The sequence below is a fragment of the Nonomuraea sp. NPDC002799 genome (genome assembly GCF_053592075.1).
In genome coordinates this window covers 329992-356520 of the sequence record NZ_JBSFVA010000004.1, presented here as the reverse complement: position 1 = coordinate 356520, position 26529 = coordinate 329992, and the positions used below count along the sequence as shown (strand labels likewise).

At 69.9% G+C, this 26529-nt stretch carries 19 protein-coding genes and 1 pseudogene; 4 read left to right on the top strand and 16 right to left on the bottom strand.

What is annotated here, in order from left to right; genetic code table 11:
- Window positions 1-5 precede the first annotated feature (5 nt).
- The gene (locus ACWD0F_RS10985; RefSeq protein ID WP_449874123.1) at window positions 6-2114 is read left to right on the top strand and encodes an acetate--CoA ligase family protein; all 2109 of its coding nucleotides are present in this window, start codon (window positions 6-8) and stop codon (window positions 2112-2114) included.
- A gap of 144 nt (window positions 2115-2258) precedes the next feature.
- Here ACWD0F_RS10985 and ACWD0F_RS10980 read toward each other — a convergent pair whose 3' ends face one another.
- Window positions 2259-2510 (bottom strand): SCO4226 family nickel-binding protein, encoded by a 252-nt coding sequence (locus ACWD0F_RS10980; RefSeq protein ID WP_449874121.1) that lies wholly within the window; start codon window positions 2508-2510, stop codon window positions 2259-2261.
- A gap of 403 nt (window positions 2511-2913) precedes the next feature.
- Here ACWD0F_RS10980 and ACWD0F_RS10975 point away from each other — a divergent pair.
- Window positions 2914-3093: pseudogene (locus ACWD0F_RS10975) on the top strand (three-helix bundle dimerization domain-containing protein); the annotation flags it as partial.
- A 261-nt stretch (window positions 3094-3354) separates the two neighbouring features.
- On the top strand, window positions 3355-4377 hold the full coding sequence (locus tag ACWD0F_RS10970) for a hypothetical protein (RefSeq protein ID WP_449874287.1): 1023 nt from the start codon (window positions 3355-3357) through the stop codon (window positions 4375-4377).
- Window positions 4378-4596: 219 nt separating this feature from the next.
- Here ACWD0F_RS10970 and ACWD0F_RS10965 read toward each other — a convergent pair whose 3' ends face one another.
- From ACWD0F_RS10965 to ACWD0F_RS10955, 3 genes are all read right to left on the bottom strand, one after another.
- Window positions 4597-5724: a thiolase C-terminal domain-containing protein gene (locus ACWD0F_RS10965; protein WP_449874119.1), complete on the bottom strand. Its 1128-nt coding sequence runs from the start codon at window positions 5722-5724 to the stop codon at window positions 4597-4599.
- Window positions 5721-6128 (bottom strand): Zn-ribbon domain-containing OB-fold protein, encoded by a 408-nt coding sequence (locus ACWD0F_RS10960; RefSeq protein ID WP_449874117.1) that lies wholly within the window; start codon window positions 6126-6128, stop codon window positions 5721-5723. The genes ACWD0F_RS10965 and ACWD0F_RS10960 overlap by 4 nt, the downstream gene beginning before the upstream one ends.
- Before the next feature lie 131 nt (window positions 6129-6259).
- A complete protein-coding gene (locus tag ACWD0F_RS10955) occupies window positions 6260-6772 on the bottom strand; it encodes a VOC family protein (protein WP_449874115.1) in 513 nt (170 codons plus the stop codon).
- Window positions 6773-7005: 233 nt separating this feature from the next.
- On the opposite strand from ACWD0F_RS10955, the gene ACWD0F_RS10950 reads away from it, so the two are divergent.
- A complete protein-coding gene (locus ACWD0F_RS10950; protein WP_449874113.1) occupies window positions 7006-8265 on the top strand; it encodes an MFS transporter in 1260 nt (419 codons plus the stop codon).
- A 277-nt stretch (window positions 8266-8542) separates the two neighbouring features.
- Here the strand turns inward: ACWD0F_RS10950 and ACWD0F_RS10945 are convergent, their stop codons facing one another.
- From ACWD0F_RS10945 to ACWD0F_RS10890, 12 genes are all read right to left on the bottom strand, one after another.
- A complete protein-coding gene (locus ACWD0F_RS10945; RefSeq protein ID WP_449874111.1) occupies window positions 8543-9352 on the bottom strand; it encodes a class I SAM-dependent methyltransferase in 810 nt (269 codons plus the stop codon).
- 78 nt (window positions 9353-9430) lie between these two features.
- The gene (locus tag ACWD0F_RS10940) at window positions 9431-10588 is read right to left on the bottom strand and encodes a winged helix DNA-binding domain-containing protein (protein ID WP_449874109.1); all 1158 of its coding nucleotides are present in this window, start codon (window positions 10586-10588) and stop codon (window positions 9431-9433) included.
- A gap of 315 nt (window positions 10589-10903) precedes the next feature.
- Entirely contained in the window at window positions 10904-12568 is a 1665-nt protein-coding gene (gene ettA / locus ACWD0F_RS10935) for an energy-dependent translational throttle protein EttA (protein WP_449874107.1), read from the bottom strand.
- Between the two features lie 301 nt (window positions 12569-12869).
- The gene (locus tag ACWD0F_RS10930) at window positions 12870-14024 is read right to left on the bottom strand and encodes a GGDEF domain-containing protein (protein WP_449874105.1); all 1155 of its coding nucleotides are present in this window, start codon (window positions 14022-14024) and stop codon (window positions 12870-12872) included.
- A gap of 1063 nt (window positions 14025-15087) precedes the next feature.
- Window positions 15088-16191, bottom strand: a complete 1104-nt coding sequence (locus ACWD0F_RS10925; RefSeq protein WP_449874104.1) for a single-stranded DNA-binding protein — start codon at window positions 16189-16191, stop codon at window positions 15088-15090.
- Window positions 16192-16394: 203 nt separating this feature from the next.
- Window positions 16395-18017 carry a GTP-binding protein gene (locus ACWD0F_RS10920; RefSeq protein WP_449874102.1) on the bottom strand — a complete coding sequence of 541 codons (1623 nt, stop codon included), beginning with the start codon at window positions 18015-18017 and terminating at the stop codon, window positions 16395-16397.
- Complete coding sequence (locus ACWD0F_RS10915) at window positions 18014-20395, bottom strand: dynamin family protein (protein ID WP_449874101.1); 2382 nt, start codon at window positions 20393-20395, stop codon at window positions 18014-18016. The genes ACWD0F_RS10920 and ACWD0F_RS10915 overlap by 4 nt, the downstream gene beginning before the upstream one ends.
- A 524-nt stretch (window positions 20396-20919) precedes the next feature.
- On the bottom strand, window positions 20920-22152 hold the full coding sequence (cobA, locus tag ACWD0F_RS10910) for a uroporphyrinogen-III C-methyltransferase (protein WP_449874099.1): 1233 nt from the start codon (window positions 22150-22152) through the stop codon (window positions 20920-20922).
- A gap of 79 nt (window positions 22153-22231) precedes the next feature.
- The gene (speB, locus tag ACWD0F_RS10905; RefSeq protein WP_449874097.1) at window positions 22232-23245 is read right to left on the bottom strand and encodes an agmatinase; all 1014 of its coding nucleotides are present in this window, start codon (window positions 23243-23245) and stop codon (window positions 22232-22234) included.
- A 26-nt stretch (window positions 23246-23271) separates the two neighbouring features.
- On the bottom strand, window positions 23272-24393 hold the full coding sequence (gene cobT / locus ACWD0F_RS10900; RefSeq protein WP_449874095.1) for a nicotinate-nucleotide--dimethylbenzimidazole phosphoribosyltransferase: 1122 nt from the start codon (window positions 24391-24393) through the stop codon (window positions 23272-23274).
- Complete coding sequence (locus ACWD0F_RS10895; RefSeq protein ID WP_449874093.1) at window positions 24365-25210, bottom strand: sirohydrochlorin chelatase; 846 nt, start codon at window positions 25208-25210, stop codon at window positions 24365-24367. Before ACWD0F_RS10895 ends, cobT begins: the two co-directional genes overlap by 29 nt.
- A 70-nt stretch (window positions 25211-25280) precedes the next feature.
- The gene (locus tag ACWD0F_RS10890; RefSeq protein WP_449874091.1) at window positions 25281-26456 is read right to left on the bottom strand and encodes a bifunctional cobalt-precorrin-7 (C(5))-methyltransferase/cobalt-precorrin-6B (C(15))-methyltransferase; all 1176 of its coding nucleotides are present in this window, start codon (window positions 26454-26456) and stop codon (window positions 25281-25283) included.
- Window positions 26457-26529 lie beyond the last annotated feature (73 nt).

Here is a 26529-nt window from a genome sequence, read left to right as displayed (position 1 = left end):
AACACATGTCGGTCGGAGCACTGTTCAATCCACGCTCCATCGCCCTCGTGGGCGCCACGGACAAGTCGGGATGGTCGATCAGCACCCTGCTCAACCTGCGTACGCACGGCTTCACCGGCCTCGTGCACCTGGTCAACCCGCGCGGCGGGGTCGTGCACGGCGAGCCCGCCTTCCGCAGCCTGACGGAGATCCCCGAACCGGTCGATCTGGCCTACGTCATGGTGCCGACCACCGCCGTGCTGGGGGTGCTGCGCGAAGGGGCCAAGCTGGGGATCCGGTGTTACGTCATCCTGACGGCCGGATTCGGGGAGGTGGGGGCGGAAGGCGCCCGGCTGGAGTCCGAGATCTCCGACTTCGCCCGGGAGAACGGGCTGACCATCCTCGGGCCCAACGGCAACGGCTACATCAACGCCGCCGCCGACGTGACCCCGTACGGGCTGCCCATCCCCGCGCCCCTGCTGCGCGGCTCGGTCGGCGTGGTGCTGCAGAGCGGCGCGCTGGCCAGCTCGGTGCTCGCCTTCGCGCAGGCCCGCAACGTCGGCGTCAGCCTGCTCACCTCGATGGGCAACGAGTCGGTCGTCACGGTCACCGACGTGATCGACTACCTGGTCGACGATCCGGCCACCAAGGTCATCGCGCTGTTCCTGGAGAGCATCAGGAACCCGGCCGAGTTCGCCCGGGTGGCGCGGCGGGCGCTGGAGGCGGGCAAGCCGATCGTGGCGATCAAGATCGGGCGCAGCAGGCTGGCCTCCAACACCGCGCAGGCCCACACGGGCGCGCTCGTGGGCGACGACGACGTCATTGACGCCGCCCTGCGCCAGCTCGGCGTGATCAGGGTGCGCTCGCTGGAGGACCTCATCATCACGGCCGGGCTGCTGGCCTCCACCGGCCCGCTGCCGGGGCGGCGCATCGGCGTCGTCACCCCGTCCGGCGGCGCCTCGGAGATCATCGCGGACCGGGCCGAGGACGAGGGGCTGGAGCTGCCCGCGTTCGCGCCGGAGACCGTGGCGAAGCTGGCCGAGATCGTCCCGTCCTTCGGCACCGTGCAGAACCCGCTCGACGTCACCGGCTACGTTCTCATCGACCGCACCCTGCTCGGGCGCGCGCTGGAGGTGGTGACCGCCGACCCCGGTATCGACGCCGTCATGCTGCTGTCGGAGCCGCCCAGGATCGCGCCGCCCGACCCCTCCCCCGCCTTCGCCCTGTTCTCCGCCAGTGCCCAGCGGATCGCCGCCTCGCCGGTGCCCGTCGTGGTGGTGAGCAACGTGCTCACCGATGTGACCGAGTTCGGGCGGCTGGTGCAGCAGGAGACCGGCTTTCCGTACGTGGTGGGCGGGATCGAGCACGGCCTGCACGCCATCGGCGCGGCGGCGCGCTGGACCGAGACGCGGGACCGGGTCCTGGCCCGCCCGCCCGCCGTCGCGCCCGAGATCGCGCCGCCGCCCGGAGCCGCCGGCGTGTGGGCCGAGCACCGCGCCGCCGCGCTGCTGGCCTCGGCGGGGCTGCCGGTGGTGCCGTCCGAGCTGGCGCGCGCGGAGTCGGAGGCGGTGGCGGCGGCCGAGCGGTTCGGCTATCCGGTGGTGCTCAAGGTCGCCGCGGAAGGGCTCGGGCACAAGAGCGACATCGGCGGCGTACGGCTCGGGCTGCGCGGGGCGGATGAGGTGCGCGAGGCGTACCGCTCGATGACGGACGCGCTGGCTGCGGCGGCCGGGCGGCCCGAGCTGGCCGGTGTGCTCGTGCAACCGCAGCGGTCCGGCGGGATCGAGCTGCTCGTGGGCGTCGTACGGGATCCGGCCTGGGGCCTCACGCTGGCCGTCGGGCTGGGCGGGGTCTGGGTGGAGGTGCTGCGTGACGCGGCGCTGCGGGTGCTGCCGGTGGACGCCGACGAGATCCGCCTGGCGCTCTCCGAGTTGCGCGGCGCGGCGCTGCTGCGCGGGGCCAGAGGCGCCGAACCCGCCGATCTGGACGCCGTCGCCGAGGTGGTGGCCGAGATCGCGGCCTTCGCCGAGAGCCTGGGCGACGACCTGGAGTCCCTGGAGATCAATCCGCTCCTGGTCACGGGCTCCCGCGTCGAGGCCCTGGACGCGCTGGTCACCTGGCGCAGCACGCCATAGGAGCCGGCTTCGCCGGTCATGGCATCCCTGCGCGCCCTGCGCGAGCCTGCCGGCAGATCATAAGGCCGGCCGGACAGGTCATGGCAGCTTGCGCGGATCGCGGGAGCCTGCTGGGCGGCTTTTGCGGCCGCCCAGCGCCATGGGCTACTGCACCTCGATCGGCAGCTCGTAGATCTCGGTCGTCGGGTGGCCGGCCTTCTCGTGCACCCGCAGCACGGCCTCCTTGGACGGCCCGGACGACAGGCAGAACACCTTGCCCGAGTCCGGGTCGAGCCAGGCGCGCTCGAAGTGCACGCCCTCGGCGTCCTCGATCGCCAGGTCGCGCTCGTGCGCCTCGCGTAGCTGATCCTCCGTGACTCCCACGAACCCGCTGTGCACGTCCATGAATTTCGCCATCGTGTATCCTCCTCGCCGCCCTGGTGCCTTCGCAAGCAAAGGCGTTCCATCACGTGCCACAGTCCTGCCGTTCCCGGCGCCCGGCCAGAGCAACCCCGGTGCGGTTCCCGCAAGTCCCCAGCACCACGGCGCCCGGTCGCGCGACCCGCTGCCCCGGACGGGCGGCTCGCCGGCTCCGTGAACGAAAATGAACAGCTGCTCTTTTCGCCGAAATAAAAGGCCACCCGAAAGTGAACATACGCTTTCTGGATGTCCGGCCGGACAGCCGTCACCGACGGGATCGAAGTAAAGATCGACTCGGTTATCGACGCACCCGAAAACCCCTATAAGGTTGGCCCCGGCGCCCGGGCAGACACGGCTGCTTGCCGCTATTTCTGACCAATCCTAGGTCTAGGAGATACTGGTGAGCGTCGATACTCTCCGCGAGGAACAGGCGATTATCCGGACGACCGATCACCTGATCCAGGTTTTCGCCGGCAGCCATACCCCCGAACATGTCGAGGGTGTGATGGAAGCGGCCCGGCTCCGCTTCGCCGGCCATCCCGTCAGGGATTTCGTCCCCATCCTGGTCGAACGCATCGTCCGCGGAGAATTGACGGCACAGGCGGCGCCCCGGGCCGAGGTGCCATCAGAAGCGCCCATCGGCGTCCAAGGGGAGACCGCCCCGGCCACCGATGCCGCGACGACGGCGAGAGCGGACCCGGACTTCGCCGCCGACATTGCTGATTCATCTGGCATTCATTCTCCGGAAAGCGACCGGCCATCACCGTTCCGGCTTTCGCGAGTTCGCAACAAGGGACTTCTTTCGCTCGCCGCGGTTGCCGCGGTTGCTGTGATCGCCGCCGTGGTGGTGGTGAATGTCAGGCAGGAGGAGGCCCCTTCCCCGCCGCCGTTGACGATCGTGCGCGGTGTGATCGGCTCGGAGAAGAAGGCCTTCTTCGAGGATCGGCGAGTGGTGCGGGCTCTCGCCGCCAAGGGCCTGCGGGTCGACGTCGAGCCGGCCGGCTCACGCCAGATCGCCACCTCGATCGACCTCGGACGCTATGACTTCGCGTTCCCGTCGAGCGCGCCGGCGGGCGAGTGGATCCAGCGTCAGCGCCGGGTCAGCACGAAGTACACGCCGTTCTCCTCGCCCATGGCCATCGCGACGTTCCAGCCGATCGCGGACCTGCTGATCAAGGCGGGCGTCGCGAAGCAGGGCCCCGTTCTGACCTTCAACGTCGGCCGCTACCTCGACCTGGTCACCACCGGCGCGAAGTGGGACCAGCTCTCGGGCAACACCGCCTATCCCGTCGACAAGAGCGTCCTGGTCTCCACGACGGACCCCCGCACGTCGAACAGCGCGGCCATGTATCTGGCCATCGCCAGCTACGTCGCGAACGGCGGCGCGATCGTGCACGGCGCCACCGACGAGAAGAGCGTGCTGCCCCTGATGACTCGGCTCTTCACCAGTCAGGGCTATACCGACAACACCTCCGAGGGCCCGTTCCAGCAGTACCTCACGGCGGGCATGGGCCCGGCACCGCTGGTCTGGATCTACGAGGCGCAGTTCGTCGACGCCGCCACGCGCGGGCAGATCAAGCCTGGGATGGTGCTGATGTACCCATCGCCGACCGTGCTGTCCCAGCACACGCTGGTGCCGCTCAACGCCTCCGGCGACCGCATCGGGCGTCTGCTGAGCACCGACGCGGAGCTGCAAGGACTCGCTGCCGAGCACGGGTTCCGCTCGGGCGACACGGCCCGGTTCGCCAAGGTCGCCGCAGATCACCGCGTGCCCATCGCGACCGATCTCATCGACGTGGTCGACATCCCGTCCTATGACACCCTTGAGCACCTGCTCGACGGGGTCGCCAAATCGTACGGCTGACGCCGCCGCGAGGCCCGGGCGCGCCCGGCCGGCCCGCGCACCGGGCGGCCGAGGCGGGCCAGAGCAGACCGCTGCCCGTCGCGAACGTCAGCGCCAACAGCACCACCCCACAGGCGGTCCCGCCCCATCAGGACAGGCGGTTCCGCCCAATCGAGGCAAGCGGTTCCGTCCGATCAGGACAGGCGGTTCCGTCCGATCAGGACAGGCGGTTTCGCCCGGTCAGGGCAGGTGGCTGGAGAGGACCAGGGTGGCGGCCGAGGCGAACATGCCGCCGTTGCCCAGCACCACGCTCACCTCCACCCCCGGCACCTGGGCCGCCGCCTCGCCGCGCAACTGGCGCACTGACTCCTGGATGGCGAACATGCCGTACATCCCGGTGTGCGTGTAGGACAGACCACCGCCGTTGGTGTTCATGGGCAGCCGTCCGCCCGGCGAGGTGTGGCCCTCGGTGATGAAGGCCCCGGCCTCGCCGCGGCCGACGAACCCCAGGTCCTCCAGGCCGTAGATCGGCACGTGGGCGAAGGCGTCGTACACCATGAGGTGGTCGACGTCCGCATGATCGATCTTGGCCTCGGCGAAGGCCGACTCTCCCGAGAGCCTGAAGGCCTTGGAGGTGGTGAAGTCCTCCATCTGCGAGATGATCGGCGACTCCGCCGACTCGCCGGAGCCGAGCAGGTAGACCGGGGATCGGCGGGCCCGCTCCTCCGACGTGACGATCAGCGCGCCGCCGCCGTCCGTCACCAGACAGCATTCGAGCAGGTGGAACGGGTAGGCGACCAGGCGCGAGGCGAAGACGTCCTCGACCGTGATCAGGTCCTGGAACATGGCCCGCGGGTTGAGGTGGGCCCAGCGCCGCTGCGCCACCGCGACCTGCGCCAGTTGCTCGTGGGTGAGGCCGGTCTCCTTCATGTAGCGCAGAGCCGTGATCGTGAACGACGTCGGCGGCCCGACCACTCCGTACGGCAGCTCGAACTGACCGAGCAGCGAGTCGGCCCCCATGCCCCAGCGGCCGGCCCCGACGCGCGACCGGCCGGACTCGCCGTGCGTGATCAGGACGGTACGGCACAACCCAGCGCGGATGGCCGCGGCGGCATGACGCACGTGAAAGAGGAACGAGGACCCGCCGACGCCGGTGCCGTCCAGCCAGGCGGGAGTGATGCCCAGGGCATGGGCGATCTGGATCGGGCCCGGCGTCCCGACGGTCGCGATGCCGTCGATGTCGTCCTTGGTCATGCCCGCGTCGGCCAGCGCGTTCCTGGCGGCTTCGAGGTGGAGTTGCATGGTCGAGTGGCCGGGCAGGCGCCCGACCTCGTCGGTCTCGGCGGCTCCGGCGATCACCACGGTCATCGGGGGCCTCCCGCAGGCTCGAAAAGGGGCACGTGGACTTCCCCGCGCTGCTCGAACACCACGCGCAGCTCCATGTCCAGCAGCAGGTTCTCGGGGGTGTTGGGGACGCCCACGATGTTCGTCATCATCCGCACGCCCTCCTCCAGCTCCACGACCGCTATCGCATAGGGTCCGTCGCCCTCGAAGCCAGGCGCCGGCCGGTGATTGATCACATAGGAGTAGAGGGTCGCGCGACCGCTGGCGCGAACCCATTCGACCTGGTCACCACCGCAATGAGGGCAGCTCGGCCGCGGATAGAAGTAGTGCCGCGCGCACGTCTGGCAGCGCTGGATTCTGAGCTCTCCCGCTGCCGCGCCGTCCCAGAACGGCTGGGTCTCGGGCGTGGGCTTAGGTGCCGGCTTCATCGGCCTCCCCAATCTAGTTCTAGAATCCCACTCTAGATCTAAGTTCGGTACGAGCTCAAGACCCCGACCTCCGCCACCACGTCGTACGACCCCAAGGACTCAGGCTCTCGCCACCCCTGGCCCGTACGACCTCAAGGACTCGGCACCCCGTCGCCGTTCCTGCCCTGTCCGGCCAGCACCTCCTCCAGGGTCGGGCGGCGCTCGCCGGGGTCGCGCGAGCCCGGCTGGGCGAGTTGCACCAGCACACCGTGCGCCTCCTTCGGATGCAGGAACACCTCCCGCCACCGCGAATCCCCCTGGTTGAGGCCATGGAGCCGATAGCCACGCTCGGTCAGCCGACCAACGGCCGCCTCCAGGTCGTTGACGTGGAAGTTGAGGTGATGGACGCCGCCCCTGCCCCGGGTGAGCTCGAAGAAGCTGTCGAAGAACGTCGAGCCGGCCAGCGGCTCCATCAGCTCGACCTTGCCACCGTTGGCGTAGGTGAGCTGCAGGGTGCGATAACCGACCACCCGGTTGTCACCACCGCCTCCCAGATGACGGCCGCCGAGCAGGTCGCGATAGATCGGCAGCAGGTCCCTGATCCGGGGCGCGGCGACCGCCGTGTGGTCGAAGGAAACTTCGAGGTCGTCCAGTTGCAGGTCCACGTAACGACTCCTCGCTGTAGGCAGATCCTAGAACTTGATTCTAGACCTTGGCCGGCTGCTCACTCTTGACTGCGGCGGACGTGAGGGGCAGCATCGCAGAAATAGATTCTAGAGCTAGCTTCTAGAACTCTACGGGGGGACCAGCCCGACCAGAAAGGCTAGCCATGAGGCTGTCTTACGTCCGTGAGCTCGACGAATATCCAACCGGTGGCCGGCGGATGAAAATCCTCACGATGGCCGTGTTGGCCATCCTGATCGGCTCATATGAAGGACAGATCGCGCCCGTCGTGCCCCTGCTCCTTGAAGATCTCGACATGTCGCTGACCACGTATGGTGCGGTGTCGGGCCTGGCGGCGATAGCCGGGGCGATCGCCTCCATCCTGGGCGGCAGACTCACCGACCGGGTCGGCCGGGTGCGGCTGCTCATCCCCCTCATGGCCCTGACGGCCGTCTGTTGTTTCGGCATGACGCTCGTGCACAGCCCACGCGACCTGCTGTTCGCGCGAATCGTGCTGGCCTTCGTGGACGGCGTGGCGATGGCCAGCACCGCGCCGCTGATCCGTGACTTCTCCCCCAGGCTGGGACGGGCTCAAGCCTTCGGCTTCTGGACCTGGGGCCCGGTCGGCGCGAACTTCCTGGCCGCCGCCGTCGCAGGCTGGACTCTGCCGATCTTCAATGACTCGTGGCGCTCGCAGTTCGTCATCATGGGGTGCTTCTCGCTGGTCATCTCGATCGTCATCGCGCTCAACATCGCGGACCTGTCGCCCGAACTGCGGGCCAGGATCCAGCACACGGAACGGGCCGCCTCCGAGGTCGTCGATTTCCAGCGGCCACCGCGCCTGCGCTCGCTCTTCGCCCGGCGCAACATCTGGGCGCACGTCGTCGGCATCTCGTTGTGGCTGGTGCTCTATCTCACGCTGTCGATCTTCGGTCAGACGATGCTGGTGGGGTCGCTCGGTATCAGCAGTGCGCAGGCTTCCACGATCATGGCGGCATTCTGGAGTCTCAACCTGATCACGTTGATCGTAACAGGGCGGCTGTCCGACCGTCTGCAGCTGCGTAAGCCGTTCACCTTGGGCGGAACGATCGCGGCCGTGCTCGTCACCGCCTATCTCGCCGTCTCCATCGGGCAGGAAGGCGTGTCCACCGGCACGCTGATGGTGGTCGGCGCGCTGCTCGGCGGCTCGCTCGGAGTGGCGTACGGACCCTGGATGGCCAACTACTCCGAGGACGCCGAGGACGCCGACCCGCGGTTGCAGGGGACGGCCTGGGGGATGTTCGGGTTCCTGAGCAAGGGCATCGCCGTGTTCGCGTTGCTGGTGATCCCGGGCGTCGTCGAGGCGACCAGCTGGCAGACGTGGCTGTTCGTGGCGTTGGGGTGCCTTGTGCTGTTCATTCCGGCGATCCTGCTGTTCAACGGACCGTGGCGGCGCACCGCCCCCACGCCTGTGACGGTCCCCCTCGAAGGTGCCGAAGGATCAGCTCGGTCTTAACCCGAGACGCGCCCCGCCCTCCCCCCTGAACGCGGGCGCACCCACCATCCACCCCGAACACGGGCACACCCACCATCCGGTCCGGTACGCGGCACTGCCGCCGGAACCGGCGATCGAGGTGTTACTGCCGGCCAGGGAACGCGACATCGAACGAGTCCGTACCCTGGCCCAGCCCTTGGACGAGCGACACCAACGGTGTTGCTCGCCATGGCCTGGCTCACCTTGAGCGATGTGACGGCGGTGTTCAAGTGAAGTGCTCGCTCGCCGGCGTGGTCAGCTAACCGTCCGAGCCCGCAGCCGACGGCAATGCCTCGACGACGAAGACCAGGAAGCTGAGTTTGGCCGAACGGTTCTCGAAGTCGTCGGGGATCAGCTCTTGGGCGGCCGGGTCGAGCTGCGGCTCGCTGATGACAACAAGGCGGAAGCCGGCGGTGGTGAAGGCCTCGGTCATCGCCTGCAACGGCCTGCGCCAGAAGATCATCGGGAAGGACTGCCCATTGAACGTCCATGCTTCGGTATAGCTGGTGGTCGCGAAATAGTTGTGCCGGGGATTCTGGGTCAGGTGCTCCACCAGCGGGTGGTTCACCGACACGATCAGCCGGCCGCCGGGCCTGAGCACTCGCCGCATCTCGGCCAGCGTCGGCCCCCAGTCCTCCAGGTAGTGCAGCACCAGCGACGCGACCACGTCGTCGAACGCACCGTCGTCGAACGGCAGGCGGTCGCTCAGGTCGACCACGTGCAGGTCCGCGTCGTCACCGAGCCGCTTCCTGGCCAACGCCAGCATCCCGGTGCTGGCGTCGACGCCCGTGACGACGGCACCGCGCTCGCGCAGTGCGGCGGACAGGGGGCCTGAACCGCAGCCGGCGTCCAGGATCCGACGGCCGGCCACGTCTCCGACGAGGGCCATGATCGCGGGCCGCGCCAAGTGCGCGTTGATGATGTTGTTCTCGGTTTCCGCCGAGTACGCCTCGGCGAAGCTGTCGTAGTCATTCACCTGGACCGTCGGATCTGCAGCCTGGGAGTCGGTCGAAACCCAGGCGGGCCTCCATCGTCCAGAACTCTCGTGCACGTCGGTTACGCGTTCCATCGCGGCAGCCTAGCGATCCTTGATCGCATTTCTTGACGTTTGTGGCGAAGCCGCCGGTCGTCAGAGTGGCGGTGGAGGTCAGGTCGACAGCGCGCGTTCCAGCGGGGTTCTGAAGCGGGGCGTCACCCTGACCCCGCCGAGCCACGCGGCCAGCCCCGCCGCCTCGGCTTCGATCGCCGCCCGGCCGTCCGCGCCCACGTCCGCGAGCAGCCGCCACACGATCTCGCCGTCGGCGCGCTGCGCCCAGCCGCCCACCACCTCGCCGGCCCACCACACGGTCGGCCCGACGTTGCCGGTCCGGTCGAACAGCTCCGCCCGGTGCGCCTGGGGCAGGTACCAGTCGCGGGCCTGCCAGCCCATCGGCGTCGGGTCGAGCCCGGGCAGCAGCGACGCCCACGGCTCCGGCTCGGCCGTCTCATCGAGGTCGCCGGGCAGCACGTATCCAGTGACGCCGCCGTCGAGCTCGATCGCGACCGCGCCGACGGCGGCCAGCGCCCTGCGCACGTCACCCAGATTCCAGCCGGTCCACCACTTCACGTCGGCCTCCGTGCCGGGCCCGAACGCCGCCAGCCACCGCCGCGCCAGCTCGGCCTGCGCCTCGTGCACGGTGAACGCGGCCAGCTCCGGGGCGACGCCCCACCGGTGCTGGCCGCTGGTCCACGTACCGGCCGGGCGGCCCCGTCGCACCAGGCGGCCCTCCACCGCCATCAGCGCCAGTACGCGGCCGGCCACCCGCACCGTCGCCTCGCCCGGCCCGCCCGCCGCCACCGTGAACTGCCCGCGCAGGCGCGGCTCCAGCGCGCCCAGCTCGATCGCCGTCGCCTCGCCCACCCCGGCCAGCGCTCGCAGCACCGACGCCGACACGTCGTCCAGCCACGCCTCGTCCAGGCCGCCCTCGGCGAACGTTTTGAGCATCGACCGCCGCTCCCTCGCCGCGATCGCCACCCCCGACGAGTGGTGCACGACCGCCGCCAGCTCCGCCGGGACCACGAACATCGTCCGCCGCATTCCCGTCATCCGCACCAGCGTGCGCGCCTCGTACAGAGCCCGCTCGACCGGCTCGGGGCCGGGCGCGGTCAGCCGCGCGCCCGCCGACAGGAACACCGTCGCCGGGTCGGTCGCGTGCAGGGCCACCATCGACACCGCCGTCTCCTCGGCGCTCGACGCCTTCGACCCGGGTGCGAGCCGATGCCGCACGCCCAGCCTGGCCCGCCTGTGGGCCGTAGAAATCCGCATGCCCGCTCTCCTCCCCTCAGACCGTCCTGGTGCAGAGGAGCTTAGACGCTGCCGGGACGGGGTTCGATCGGTCGCGGCCGGCATGTGACCGGCGTTCATCCAGGTGGTGCTGCCGTTCCTGTCGAACGGCCGCTGGGGTCGCACGTCGATCATCAGCACGGTGCGGCTCGTGCCGTCCTGTTGAGCCGCGATCGATCAGCCGGGTGGCGTGCCGTACGAGAGGGATCTGGAGTGGTCACAGAACCGGACGGGGCGGAACAACGCATGCGCGTCGCCCCGCCCCGTCAACCCAGCACTTCACCCGGCGAGCAGAGATCAGTCCCGGTGCAGCTTGCGGTAGGTCACCCGGTGCGGACGTGCCGCATCCGCGCCCAGCCGCTCGACCTTGTTCTTCTCGTAGTCCGCGAAGTTGCCCTCGAACCAGAACCAGTTCGACCCTTCCTCCCACGCCAGAATGTGGGTGGCGATGCGGTCGAGGAACCACCGGTCGTGGGAGGTGATGACCGCGCAACCCGGGAAGTCGAGCAGCGCGTTCTCCAGCGACGACAGTGTCTCGGTGTCGAGGTCGTTGGTGGGCTCGTCGAGCAGCAGCACATTGCCGCCCTGCTTGAGCGTGAGCGCGAGGTTGAGCCGGTTGCGCTCGCCGCCCGACAGGACTCCGGCCTTCTTCTGCTGGTCGGGCCCCCTGAAGCCGAACGCCGCGATGTAAGCCCTCGACGGCATCTCCACGTTGCCGACCTTGATGTGGTCGAGCCCGTCGGAGACGACTTCCCAGACGTTCTTGTTCGGGTCGAGGCCGCCGCGGCTCTGGTCCGCGTATGAGAGCTTCACGGTGTCACCGACGAAGATCGAGCCGGCGTCGGGCTTCTCACTGCCGGTGACCATGCGGAACAGCGTGGTCTTGCCGACGCCGTTGGGGCCGATGATGCCGACGATGCCGTTGCGGGGCAGGTCGAACGTCAGCTGCTCCATCAGCAGCCGGTCGCCGAATCCCTTGGTCAGCTCGTCGGCCTTGATCACCGTGGTGCCCAGGCGCGGCCCCGGCGGGATCTGGATCTCGTCGAAGTCCAGCTTGCGGTGCTTGTCGGCCTCGGCCGCCATCTCCTCGTAGCGCTGGAGACGGGCCTTGCTCTTGGTCTGGCGGGCCTTCGGGTTGGACCGGACCCATTCGAGCTCGTCCTCGAGGCGCTTCTTGCGCTTGACGTCCTTCTGCCCTTCGACCTTGAGCCGCTGGGCCTTGGCCTCCAGGTAGGTGGAGTAGTTGCCCTCGTAGGCATACGCGCGGCCGCGGTCGAGCTCCAGGATCCAGCCCGCCACGTTGTCCAGGAAGTAGCGGTCGTGGGTGACGGCCAGGACGGTGCCGGGGTATTTCTCCAGGTGCTGCTCCAGCCACTGCACGCTCTCGGCGTCGAGGTGGTTGGTGGGCTCGTCGAGCAGCAGCAGGTCGGGCGCCTCCAGGAGCAGCTTGCACAGCGCGACCCGGCGACGCTCTCCACCGGAGAGGTTGCTCACCTCGGCCTCGGGCGGCGGGCAGCGCAGGGCGTCCATCGCCTGCTCAAGCTGGCTGTCGAGATCCCACGCGTTGCGGTGCTCAAGCTGGTCCTGCAGCTTGCCCATCTCTGCGAGCAGCTCGTCACTGTAGTCAGTGGCCATCTGCTCGGCGATGTCGTTGTAGCGCTGGAGCATCGCCATTGTCTCGGCGACGCCCTCCTGAACATTGCCGAGGACGGTCTTCTCCTCGTTGAGCGGCGGCTCCTGCTGGAGCATGCCCACCGTGAAACCGGGCATCAGCTTGGCGTCACCGTTGGACGGCTGCTCCAGGCCTGCCATCATCCGGAGCAGCGTCGACTTTCCGGTGCCGTTCGGCCCCAGGACACCGATCTTGGCTCCGGGCAGGAACGACAGCGTGACGTCGTCGAGAACGACCTTGTCGCCATGCGCCTTGCGCACGCGCTGCAGGGTGTAGATGTACTCCGGCATGTCCTCTAGCTTAGGGGCTCCCAAGCCAGGCTTCCGCCGCTCCTTCCCGGGGAGGGCCGAAGCGGATCACGCCAGGCCCCGTTCGGCCACGCGGGTCAACCGGCACAGGGACGAGCAAAGCCAAACGCGCCACCACAGCCGAAAGAACCCGGCACGACGACAGGCGAAGCCACACGCGCCACCACAACCGAAGGAACCCGCACGGCGACAGGCCAGGCCACACGCGCCACCACAGCTGAAAGAACCCGCACGGCGACGGGCCGGGGCCACACGCGGCGCTGTGCGCGAGGCCGCCGGCAGGTCACGGGATGGTGTCTTTGGGGAGGGGACGGGGGGGCGGTTGGACGGCCGGGATGCAGACACGATCTCGGCCCAGCTCCTTGGCCCGGTAGAGGGCCACGTCGGCGGCGGCCAGGAGGTCGATCAGGTCGTCGCCGTGGATGCTCATCAACGCGACCCCCGCCGAGATGGTCACCCTGATCAGGGTGTCGTCGGCAGGGACGGCCATGTGGCCGATGCGGATGCGGAGGCGTTCGGCAACGCGGCGTGCCTCCTGCATGTCGGCACCCGGCAGCAGCACGACGAACTCCTCACCCCCGAACCGGCCCACCACGTCGTAGTCGCGCAGTTGACTGCGCAGTGTCGCCGCCACCCCGATGAGCACCTGGTCGCCGGCCAGGTGGCCGTGGGCGTCGTTGACGCGTTTGAAGTGGTCGATGTCGATGATGAGAACCGCCAGGGTGTCGCCGGTGCGGCGGGCCCGGACGATCTCGGTGTCCGCCTCGCGCTGCCAGGCGGCGGCGTTCAGAAGGCCGGTCTTGGCGTCGGTACGGGCTGCGGCCTGGAGTTGCGCGTGCAGGAGGCTGCGCTGAAGCAGCACCACCGGCGGCAGCGCAAGCACCAGCAGGGCGAGGTTGAGACCGCAGCCGATCGAGACCGTGACGCCGAGGCACAGCTCGACGATGTCCAGCAGCACGCTCTCCCTGTCCCAAAGGACCTCCCGCCAGGTGATGTCGGGGTCGGCCGTATGGGCGGCGATGGCGATGAGGGCGATGTTGAGCAGGGAGAAGAGCACGGCCGCCGTCACCGCGTAGACGATCGGCGAGCCGCTGCCCCTCGACAGCACCCAGGGGTCATCGACGCACCAGTGGAACACGACGGAGGCCGTGCATCCGGACAGCCCGATGGCGGCCGAGCTGAACACCCGGCGGTAGAGCACCGTCGCGCGGACGCGGACCTGGAGCAGGATCTGCAGCACTATCGGCGCGAAGAGGGCATAGACCGGCGGCAGAAGCAGCGCCACCGGCAGCCACCAGGCCGACAGAAGGTCCCGCGAAACACCGGCCGGCACGCCCAGGCGCCTGGTCGCCTCGATGCAGACCGCACCACAACCCAGCAGCGCACCGAACGTGAGCACGTCCTGCCAGGCGAACTCAGTAGAAGCCGCGAACACCATGATCGCAGCAAGATCAAGAGCGACTATCGCGCACAAGTAGACCACGAGCGGGCGGCGTTGCCCTAGCAACGGCCAGCGATCGGTCAGTGTTGACACACCGTCGCGAGACTTGACCGAGGCGTGACTGGTAGCCGCCATCTCGTCTCCTCCCTGACTAACGATGTGTAACACAATAATTGCGGAGTGTGCGACGCGCGATGGGAACCGATACGTTGGCAGGGACCACACCTGCTCACTCCGCGAGCGGGCCGTGCTTGGAAAGGAGCAGCCATGGTGCGGGGCGTAACCTGGACCTGACAGATGCTCTAGCCATCTGAACGTGGGCAACACCACCATCGGCCGTCCCTCGGGGTGTCAACGGGACGCAGCCGGTGCCCCCTCCCCCCTTATTCGGCTGACCTATACGATCCGCTCCCACCCGACCGCTGAGCCCTTTTCAGGCGCCTAACAGCATCGGTCTTGGCGGACACAAAGATTGCGGCCACAGAGATATAACGCTCCTTCTGCCAGCACGGCAATGTCGATCTGTCCGTAAGGCAACCCCATCCGCCTGTAGGCGAGGCCATATCTTCCGTTCCGTTTGGTGACGAACGACGGCTGTTCCGTGGCAGCACACAACGACCGTTCCGTGGCAGCACACAACGACCGTTCCGTGGCGGTACACAACGACCGTCCTGAGGACACACGTACGACGACCGTGCCGTAGGCAACGATGACCGCGCCTCGGCGACCACCGCACTGACGATTCGTGCCTGTCCACGGTCACCGCGACGACGATCCGCCCACGAGCAACACCGCAGGACGTTGCGGGAGCAGGTACGAGCAAGAGCACGTTCCAGAACACGTGGAGGCAAGAGCAGGTTCGGATGCAGGCAGGAGCAGGTTCGGATGCGGCGGAGCAGGACGCGGCTTGCTTTCGCCGCATCCCGCCACGCACCACCGTTGCACTCACGCGGTGGCACTACGAGCAGCAGCAGCGCCGCTTAGCTGCGGGCCGCCGCTGTAGCGCCCGGCCCGCCGCTGTAGCGTCCTGCTAAGTCACGGCCTGCCGCCGCACTGTCCGTTACGCCGCTGCTCGCTCTCGCGCCGTCAGCGACTTGGCGTCGCCTTCGGCCTTGTCGACGTTCTGCGTGCTGGACGACTCGCTGCCTTCGGCGCCCAGGATGCGCACTGTTTCGCCGGCCGCGCCAGGCGTGCGTGCCGTTCCTCGGCTGGGGGTTGTGTTCCGGCTGCGGGTTGTGTCCCGGCTGCTCGTTCCTCGGCTGCGGACCATGTCTGCGCTGGGCCCTCCGGCGTGGTCAGGGCTGCCATGCCCTCGGATGCTTCGGGTTTCTCCGTCCACCGCCGCCTGTGCTGGCGCTGGAATTTCGCCGGTTCCCACGGTGCGCGTCAAATCTTCGCTGGTTTCCCCGGTTCCCACGGTGAACATCGAATCTTCGCTTGTACCCCTAACCCCCACGGTGCGCGACGGGCCTTCGCTTGAACCCCCAACTCCCACGATGTGCGACGGGCCATCGCTTGTGCCCCCGGCTCCCATGGTGTGCGACAGGTCTTCGCTTGTTTCCCAGGTGGGTGCCGTGTTTGCGCTCGTTCCCAGAGCTCCACCGCTGAAGTCAGCCGAGGTGAGCGCGGTGGCGTCCTCCGCACCGGAAGTGCGGACGGCGCCCAAGGTGTGCGCCGCGCCGTCTTGGGCGAAGGGCCCTGGGCGGGTGAGACCACGGACGCTCCGGGTGCCCATCGCCCAGTCCTGGGTCTCTTCGTCGAGGCGGTCGCGCATGTCCTTGCTCATCGACGTCACCCCTCCGCTCCGGTCCGGCTTGGTGAAGGCGCCGGTGCCCCAGCGCAGGTCATGCCCGACCGCGCTGGCCTCTATCTCGGGCATGAAGCGGCGGTCTCCCTCCGCGCCGAACTCGCGGATGCGTAGCTTGCCCGACACCACCACGGGGTGTCCCGCTCGGATGGAGGCGGCGACGTTGTCGCCCAGGGCACGCCAGCAGCGGACGGTGAAGCAGATCTTCTCGCCGTCCGTCCACTGCCCCGTCCGCTTGTCGAAGTAGCGGTGTGAGGTGAGCACCTTCAGCGAGGTGACCTTGCTGCCCTCGTCGAAGCTGTATTGCCGTGGCTCTGCTGCGACGTTGCCGGTGAGGGTGATGTAGATGTCGTTCATCCCGTGCCTCCCATGTGGCGGGCCGGCTGCCCGCGATCTGGGAATACGGTGCCGTGGGAGAGGGTGGGCGCGGGCCGTGGAACGGGGTTCTGTGGATAAGGCGTTCGAAGGGGGGTTGGTTGTGGACAAGCTCGGTCGCGGTTGGAACGACTTAGCCGACCAGGGGAAGCGCTCTGGGGGCGGTGCACCACCCCCAGAGGACGTCAGGTGGACAGGTCGCGGAGTGCGGTGTAGAAGCCGTGGTGGCGGCCGAGCTCGCGTTCGACCGGCTCCACCACCATGGTCGCCGACACCGCCGCCACCCTGCGCCTCATCTCGCGTTCGAGACGCTCCCGCTCCCGCGAGGCCCCCAGCTCGACGAAGTTGCGTGACGCGATCCCGGACAGCGCTCCCAGGCCCAGCACCGAGGCCATCATCAACCCCACCCACGGCAGCGTCGCGCTGTCGCCCAGCAGTTCCAGCGCCGGCGGCAGCTGACCGGGCATGATCAGGCCCACCGCCAGCCAGGCCAGCCCGGCCACGAACGCCGCCACCAGGACGTACTGCCACACCTTCAGCACCCGCCACCAGCCGGGGATCCGGTCGAGCTGCGGCGCCACCTCCGCGAGGTCCTCGGTCAGCGCCTGCGGCAGTTGCCCTGAACGGGACCTGGCCGCGCCGTGCACGGCCGTGCGCCAGACCGGGTTCATCCCCACGGACAGCCCGTCCGCCAGCGCCTGCACGGCGTTGGTGACCTCGGATGACTGGGCGCTCACCGACGCGGTGCTGATGCCGCGGATCTCATCGCCCACGTCCTGAAGGCGCAGGCGTTTGAGCGGGTTGGAGCGGAATTTGGAGATCCACCTCGGGTACGGCCAGCCGACCCAGTGGCTCGACCGCTCGGCGTAGACGTTCTCCATGGCCTCGCCCACGGCGGGCACGCCCACCGCGTCGCAGAGGGCGTCGGTCAGTCCCATCCGGCGGGCCTCGTCGACCGAGGAGGGCGCGGACAGCGACTCCCCCAGCGGCATCGCCTGGCTGAGGCGCTGCTCCAGCCGGTGGAGGTCGGCCTCCAGCTTCTGGATGGCGGCCCTGCGGCGGGAGACGGAGGTCGCGATGACACTCTTCAGACTCTCGACGCCCCGCCCCGAGACGGCGGAGGTGGGGACGACGCTGGGGTGTTCGACGCCTTCGCGGCGCAGCAGGTCGTTGAGGTCGATGACCAGCTCGGCCAGCTCTTCGGCGGTCAGCCGGTCGGCCTGGTTGAGCGCGAACACGGTCACCGCGTCATGCCCCGCCAGATCCGTCACATAGCGCCGGTGTGTGGAGGCGTCGGCGTACTTCTGCGGGTCGAGCACCCACACCACCAGGTCGGCCAGCCCGATGAGCCGGTCGGCCTCGGTGTCGGTGAGCGCCCTGATCGAGTCGTGGTCGGGCAGGTCGAGCAGGATCAGCCCGTGAAGCTGACTGTCGCCCTTGTCGAGCGCGCTGGCCCGGGAGAAGCGGTGACGCCACTGGATCTGCAGCCAGTCGAGCAGCGGCCCCGCGCCCTCCAGGCCCCACACGCAGGCGTGGGTACGGGCGGTGGTCGGACGGCGTACGCCGGTGGGCGAGAGCTCCAGCCCGGAAAGGGCGTTGAAGAGCGACGACTTGCCGCTGCCGGTGCCGCCCGCGAGCGCGACGACGGTGTGCTCGGACGACAGCTTGAGCCGGTCTCCGGCCTGCATCAGCAGCGCCCCGGCCTCGCCGAGCAGCTTCTTGTCCAGCCGCCCGGGGCCCAGCTCCACCACTTTGGTGAGCGCGGACAGCCGTGCGGCCAGCCCCGGCCTCGTGGTCGTGGTGGTCATCGGGCCACCTCGAGGTTGTATGACGCCTGGTAAAGCCGGGTTGCTACAGACTCGTCGGGGATGCCCGCCGAGTCGAGCGCTTGCACGTAACGCATGGATTCCTCGTCGAAGAGCATGCCGATCCTGGCGCGAAGGTCGCTGAGCGCCTTGGCGCCGATGCCGCGCAGCGACTCCGCGCCGAGCAGCGCGTTCACCAGCCGATGCGGCACCCCTTCGCCGTTGCTTCCACTGAACATCGCGACCGTGAAAATCAGGGACAGCGAATCCGGGTCGAACGAGACGAGCTTCGACACCGACCGCTTGGCCACACCCTCCGTGCGTACGAGCTCACTCAGGTGCTCCTGCCAGGACGCGATGGCGCGGCCGGTGTAGCGTACGAGATCGTCGGAGGGCCGGCCGAGCCCCTCACCGAGCTTGGCGCCCAGCTCCGAACGGTGCCGCCAGCGCGCCACCACCTCCTCGGACGCCCGGTTGGCGGCGGCGACGATCACCGATTCGAGCCCGGTGCGGATCGCCCCCTTGAACGCCGTGACGCGCTCGGGCGCATGCTTGGCCGCCCGGCCGCGTTTGCGCAGGTGAAGCGAGCGCATGAGGTCACCCGAGCCGGCGAAGTCCTGCCAGCGGGCCAGCACCTCGCCGTGCAGCAGCGAGCCGTTCTTGGACGTCTTGTCGATCTCGGCGAGCGCGCCGAGGAAGGCCGCCTCCACGTCGCTGCGCAGCTCCGCCCTGAACGCCACCTGCCCCTCCAGATGCCTGGCCAGCGCGGGCACGCGGGTGCGGAAGCTGTTGAGCACGCCGTTGAACGTCTCGCGGACGGCCTGGGCTCGGCGCCCTTCGTCGACCGAGAGCTCGGCCAGCCAGAGCCGCAGTTCGGTGACCTCGCTGTCGGGCAGCCGGCCGTCAGCGACCTTCGCCTCGTTGATGATGAACCTGTCGACGTCGCCCAGGCCGTATTCGGTGAGCATGCGGACGAAATGCTTCAGCACGACCTCGGCGGATTTGGGCGGCACCCGTGAGAGCACGATGGCGAGCCGGGCCCCGCGTTCCTTGGCGAGCCGCAGCAGGTTCCAGGCGGGAGCGTCGGCGTAGCGGGCGGCCGTGGTCACGAAGATCCACAGGTCGGCGGCGTCGAGCATCCGGTGAGCGATCTCGTGATGCTCCTCGACGACCGAGTCGATGTCGGGGGTGTCGAGCAGCGCGACGCCCTGCGGGAGCTTCTCGGTCGGGATGACGACCATGCTGCGCATACCGGCCTTGGGGGACGGCTTTTCGAGCCGCTCCAGGCCGCCGAGCAGCTCTCCCTCCATGAACCACTTGCGGTCGTCAGGGTGGCAGGCGAGGACGGGGGTGCCGGTGGTCGGACGGCGTACGCCGGTGCGCGAGACGTTCCGCTCGGCGAGGCTGTTGACCAGGGTGGACTTGCCCGCGCCGGTCGAGCCGGCGATCACGATGAGGGCGGGGGCGGCGCTGGTCCTGACTCTGGGGAGTACGTAGTCCTGCAACTGGGTCAGGAGGTCGGCCTGCGCTTGCCGGGCTTCCTCGGCACCGGGGAGGTCGACGCCGAAGCGCAGGTCGGCGACGCTTTCGCGGAGGGTGTCGAGGGCCGCCATGAGTGCCTTGGCGGCCTCCGCGGGCAGTGCCTCTGTCCTCGTCGGCGGCTTCTGCCGGGATTCCCGCAGCTCACCGGACTCCGCCACGCCGCCAGACTCGTCCGCGCCGGACTCCGCCACGCCGCCGGACTCCGCCGCGCCGCCAGGCTCGTTCGCGTGGGACTCCGCCTGGGTGCCGGGCTCCTCACCGGACTCGTACGCGTCGTCGCCAGACTGGTACGCGTCGTCGCCGGGCTCGTGCGCGACGTCCTCCAGCCCGTCGGCATCTTCGTGGGCCTGGGCAGCTTCGTGAGCCTCGGGCTCCTCGGAGACCGCCGGAGCAGCGGTTTCCACCGGCTCGTCGGCGTCACTCGAATCGGCCGCGTCCTCAGGCTCTTGATCGAGCGGGAGCTCCTCATCCGACGGCTCCCCGGATGAGGGCTGCTCGTCGCCGGTGTCCGCCGCCACATCGTTCCAAGCCGCCGGCTCGGCGGCCTCCTCGGGAGCGGCCTGCTCGGCGGGGGCGGCGACATCGTCCTGCTCGGCACGCGTGGGGGACGTCTGATCGTCATCCTGACCACCGAGCGCGGCCGGCTTGACGAAGAGGGAGGGCCCGTTGAACGTCGGCTGCTCTTCCGGGGCGGCGGCGGGCTGGCGCAGCGCGGCGCGATCCGTGGTGGGGTCCGGCTTCTTTCTGGCCGCGAAGAAGTCCACCGGCCCGGCGGACGCGGAACGGTCCGCATCGGCCGCTGCGGACGGCTCATCGAGCTGCCTCGCCGCAGGAGCCACGGACCGCTCATCGAACAGGCTCGCCTCGGGAGCCGCAGACGGCCTCTCGAACAGGCTCGCCGACGGAGCTGCGGGCGGCTTCTCGAAGAGGCTCGTCTCAGGAGCCGCGGACGGCTTCTCGAACAAGCTCGCCGACGGAGGCGCAGACGGCCTCTCGAAGAGACTCGGCCCAGGAGAAGCCTCGAACAAGCTCGTATCGGGAGCCTCGAACAAGCCCGTCTCAGGAGCCGCAGACCGCTTCTCGAAGAGACTCGGCCCAGGAGGATCCTCATACGAGCTCGGCTCAGGAGCCTCGAACAGGCTCGTCTCAGGGGCCGCAGACGCCCGGCCGCCCGAATACTCCGAGCCCGCATCCTCAGGCCCCTCACGCGACCCCGCGTCTGGCTCGCCGGACGCGGCCGCGGGCCCGTCCCGGTCGAGGGCGTCGTCGTCCCGGACCTCGTCGAGGTCCTCGTCCGTCACCGGGCGGAAGCTCAACGTCTGCTCCCCAGGCGACTCGGGCCACCCGTCATCCATAGCCGTGTTCACGGCAAGCGCTCCGCTCGAACCATCTCGACCTCCTGGCCGACCCTCACGACGTCACCGACGATCACGATCGCCGGCGGCCGTATCCCAGCCGCGGACACGCGGTCGGCCACGGTGGAAAGCGAAGCGGTAACCGCCCGCTGGGTCGGAAGGGTACCGTCCTGTACCACCATTACGGGAGTCTCCGGGGAACGTCCGTCTCGAACGAGTGCCTCGGCCACCTTCGCCAGCCGCTCGACGGCCATCATCAGCACCAGCGTGCCCTGGGAACGGGCCAGGCCGGGCCAGTCGACGGTGGACTTGGGATCGTCGGGCGCCACGTGCACGGAGATCACGTGGAACTCCTGGCTGACGCCTCGATGCGTCACCGGCACCCCGGCGGCGGCGGGCACCGCGACAGCGCTGGTGAGGCCGGGCACCACCAGCACGGGAATGCCGGCCTCCGCGCAGGCGATCATCTCCTCGCCCCCGCGCCCGAACACGAACGAGTCGCCGCCCTTGAGCCGCACCACGAACTTGCCCTGCCGCGCGCGGTCCACCAGCAGCTCGTTGATCGTGTCCTGGGACAACGACCGGCCGTAGGGCACCTTGGCGGCGTCGATGAGCTCGACGTCGGGGGCGAGCTCGTCGAGCAGCGCACGCGGCGCGAGCCGGTCGGCGACCACCACGTCGGCCTGCGCCAGAAGCTGGCGGCCGCGTACGGTGATGAGGCCCGGATCGCCGGGCCCGCCGCCCACCAGCGCCACGCCGACCGGTTTGGTGCGGCTGCGCCGGGCGTCGACCGTGCCGTCGCGCAGCGCGCCGACGACGGCGTCCCTGATGCCCGCGGCCCTGCGCGGATCGCCACCCGCGGTGATGGCCACGCTGATCTCCTCGACCCGCCCGGAAGCCGGCGTCCAGGCGGCGGAGGCGTCCTTGTCGTCGGCTCGCACACACCACACGCGCTTGGCCTCCGCCTCGGCGGCGACCGCCGTGTTGACGGATCTGTCGTCGGTGCAGGCCTGCACGAGCCAGGCGCCGTCGCAGTCGCCGACCTCGTAGGGCCGGGCGTGCCAGGTGACCCGGCCGGTGGCGATCAGGTCATCGAGGGCCGGAGTCACGCCGGGCGAGACCACCGTGACCTCCGCACCGGCCTCTAGCAGCGCGGGCACCCGCCGCTGCGCGACGCGTCCGCCGCCCACGACCAGCACCCGGCGGCCGGAAAGCCGCAGGCCGAGGAGGTAGGGACCCATGAGGGGAATCTCCCGTTCGCGAAGGTTGTGTTAGGAGGTAAACCTACCGGCTTCGCATGCGTCATTTGCTGCGCTCGGGTTAACGCCCGTCAAGAAGAGGCTGCCGGGGATCCCAGCGAGGCCCGCCCTGCTCGTCCTTGCGGCGCCTGGCCATCGCTGACAAGGCCTCCAGGATAACGCGGTTCCCGAGGAACGCGGTGATGTCCGCGTGATCGTACGGCGGCGCCACCTCGACCAGCTCCATGCCCGCCACGGGCAGCTCGTAGCAGATCCGGCGGACGGCGTCGAGCAGTTGCCTGGCGGTGAGCCCGCCGGGCTCGGGTGTTCCGGTGCCGGGCGCGTGGCCGGGGTCGCAGACGTCGATGTCCACGGACAGGAAGATCTGGTCGCAGTCGTCGAGGGCGATCCGGAACGACTCCGTCAGGCATTCCTCCAGCCCGCGCGTCACGATCTCGGTCATCTCGTACGAGCGCATGTTCTGGGCGGCCATCCAGCCCAGCGTCTCCGGCTCCGGCCAGTAGCCGCGCAGCCCGATCTGCAGGAACCTGTCGCCCCGGATGGCGCCCGACTCGATGAGCCGCCGCATCGGCTGGCCGTGGCCGTACAGGTGGCCGAACGCGATGTCGCCGGTGTCGGCGTGCGCGTCGAAGTGGATCATCGACGTGCGGCCGGCCGCGTACGCCCTGGCCGTGCCCCTGGCGTCGGGCAGCGCGACCGTGTGGTCACCGCCGAGCACCAGCGGAACGGCCCCGGAGGCGGCCACCCGGTGCACCGCCTCCTCGATCGCGGCCAGGGAGCCTTCGACGTCGCCCGAGTAGCACTCGACGTCACCCGCGTCCAGCACCCGCAGGTCGCGCAGGGCGTCCACGCGCAGGGCCAGGCTCGGCCTGGAGCCGTCGTGCGGCAGGTAGCACGCCTGGCGCAGCGCCATCGGGCCGAACCTGGCGCCGGGCCGGTTGCTGGTGCCGCCGTCGAAGGGCGCACCGATGATCACCACATCGGCGCCCTCGTAACTGGCGGGATCGCCCACATCGCAACGTTCCACGCCCAGGAACGTGATGTCCGGGCCGAACATGGGGCCGTAACGGGACACTGCCTCACCTCCACGTGCCCCCATCATCACACGGGCTTTTCCGTCACTCCCGCCGAGTCGAACGTGGCCACGTCGTGCATCACGCGGACGGCCGCGCGGACCAGCGGGTGCGCCAGCAGCCCGCCGGTGCCCTCGCCGAGCCGCAGCTCCAGCTCCACCACCGGGCGCAGGCCGAGGTGGGCGAGCGCGGCGGCGTGGCCCGGCTCGGCGGAGCGGTGGCCCGCGACGCAGTGGTCGATCGCGGCCGGGTCGAGCGCGGCGGCCACGAGGGCGGCGGCGCCGGCGATGACGCCGTCGAGGATCACCGGCACGCGGGCGGCCGCGCCGCCCAGGATGAAGCCCGCGATGGCCGCGTGCTCGAACCCGCCGATCGCGGCGAGCGCCCGCAACGCCTCGCTGGGCTGCTGGAACGCGCCGGCGACGTCCTGGAGGGCGTTCACGCGGATGCCCTCGCGGATGATCGCGACCTTCCGCTCGTACGTCTCGTCGTCGATCCCCGTGCCCCTGCCGGTCACGTCGGCCGGGTCCTTGCCGGTGAACACGGAGATCAGCGCGGCGGAGGCGGTGGTGTTGGCGATGCCCATGTCGCCGGTGATCAGGCAGCGCGCCCCGGCCGCCACCAGGTCGCGGGCCACCACGATCCCGGCCTCCAGCGCCCTGACGGCCTGGTCGACGGTCATGGCGGGGCCCTGCGACAGGTCGGCGGTGCCGTACGCGATCTTGTGCTTGAGCAGGGTGGGCGCGTCGGGCAGGTCGGCGGCGACGCCGACGTCCACCACGGTCACGGTGGCCCCGGCCTCGGCGGCGAAGGCGTTGGCGACCGCGCCGCCGGCCAGGAAGTTGGCCACCATCTGCACGGTGACCTCCTGCGGCCAGGGCGTGACGCCCTGGGCGTGCACGCCGTGGTCGGCGGCGAAGATGGCCAGCGCGGCGGGGACCGGCATCGGCGGCGGGCAGAGGCCGGCCGCGCCGGCCAGCCGGATCGCGAGGTCTTCCAGCGCGCCGAGCGAGCCACGGGGTTTGGTGAGGCGATCCTGATGATCTCGGGCCTCGGCGAGTGCCCGCCGGTCGGCGGGTCGGATCGCGGCTAGCGTCTCAGCGAGCACGGCTGACCTCCACTTACGGAACGAGTTGAAGGGCTTCCTCATAGCGGTCGATGACGACGTCCGCCAGGATCTCGCAGTCGCCGATCACCTCGGCGCAGCGGATGTCGAGGTCGGGGTGCCCGGCGCCGTAGGCCAGGGCCTGCGCCCACACGCGCTCCAGCAGGCCGCCCGCGAACAGCAGGTACGGCACCACGATCACGCGCTTGGCCCCCAGGCGGCGGCAACGTTCGAGCCCGCCGGGCACGCCGGGCGGCGTGACCGACACGAAGGCGGTCTCGACGGTCATGAAGTCGTAGGCGTGCGTCTCCCAGAACAGCCGCGAGACCCGGTGGACCTCGGCGTTGGCGGCCGCGTCCGTCGAGCCCTCGCCGACCAGCACGACCGCGGTCTCACCCGGCTCGACGTGCAGCGGGTATTCCTCGACGGGCAGCGCGCCGACGGCGCGCAGCCGGGGCCGGGCGCCGGCGAGCTCCAGCGGGCGCGGCTTGGCCAGCTCCGCGGCGGCCTCGTTGAGCCGCTCGGCCAGCAGCGCGAGCACCCGCGGGTCGGGCCCGAGCGGGCGGCCGTGGTCGTACATCAGCGTGGGATGCCGCAGTTGCTCCACCGCCAGCGCGGCGGAGGACTCCTCGGCCATCCGGCTGAGACTCAGCGGCAGCGCCACGAGGCGGTGGTGCCCCCTGGCGACCAGGGAGGCGACCGAGTCGCTCAGCCGGGGCGTGGCGCGCTCCAGATAGCCGCCGGAGACGTCGGCGCCCGTCTGGTCGAGGCGGCAGCGGAGCCGGTGGACGAATCTGCCGAACTCCGCAGCGTAGGCATCATCCTGTGAGCCCTGCCCGATCAGCAGGAGCGGCGGCTTCATGGTGAGGGATTCTCCGGTGCGCTAGACAAAGTCACGCGAGGATAACCGATGCGCACCGGTAGGGAACAGGTCACCCTGCGTGCGCGGGGGTCGCGTGCACCACGAAAACGGGGTCGGAGGCGGTCAGGCGGTGCGATCCGTCGGGGCCGAGCGTCAGCCTGGAGGCCAGGATCTGGGTGCCTTCGCCGTGGTAGCCCTGCTCACGCAGCAGGTCGAGGACGGCCGTGACCTGCTCGACCTTGCTGAGCGCGCACACCAGCGAACGCGGGCGGCGGGCGACGCACGCGACGACCACGTCGGGGCCGCCGCCACCCACGTAGACGGCGTCGGGGTCGGGCAGCGGCTCCAGCGCCGGAGGGGCCTGTCCCCTGGTCAGAGCCACTTTGACACCGTGCTTGAGCACGTTGGCGCGCAGCTTGGCGCAGGTGTCCTCGTCACGTTCGACCGCCACGACCGCCGCGCCCATCCTGGCGCACTCGACGGCGATCTCGCCGGCCCCGGCGCCCACGTCCCACACCAGGTCGCCGAGCCGGGGCCCCAGCTTGGCCAGGATGAACGCCCTGACCTCCGCGGGCAGCCTGGTCTCGAACGGCAGCGCCCACTCGGCGGGACCGGGCCGGGCGCCCGCCACCCAGCTCGGCTCCTTGGGCTTGTGCAGCGGGTCGACGACGAGCACGACGTCGGGGTCCTTCCACGGCCGGGTGGTGGCCTCGCCCATGCGGCTGTGCGTGATCCGCTCGTCGGGGCCGCCGAGGTCCTCGCAGACGATGAGCGCACGGGGGGTGGTCGGCGCCAGCTCCCTGGCGATCTCTCCGGGACCGACGCCGGGCGCGACGATCAGCGCGACCTTGGGGTGGGCGCGGCAGGCGTTCACGGCGCGGTTGAGCTGCTCCGGGCCCGAAGGGGCGACGACCAGCGCGTCCTCCCAGTTGAGGCCGGCGCAGGCGAAGGCGCGGGTGACCAGCGGGACGGCCGGCAACACGTCCGGTTTGAGGCCGTGGGCCCGTAAGGTGCGGACGACGCCGAAGAATCCGGGATCGCCCTCCGCGATCACGACGGCGGGACCCTCGCCGTGCTCCAGGTGGCCGTCGAGGACGTCGAGCAGCGACCCGTCCGCCGCGGTCTGCGCGGTGAGCCTGAGCCGCCCGATGACGGCGTCGGGCCCCACGACGAGCCCGGCCTCGTGCAGCTTGTCCACCGCTCTGGCCGAGAGCTCGGAACCGTCCCAGCCGACCACCGTGATCATTGCGCCTCACCGTCCTCACCTCAAGGGTGACGGGTGCGGAGGGGTTTCACAAAGGGTACGAGGGTCAGTCCGG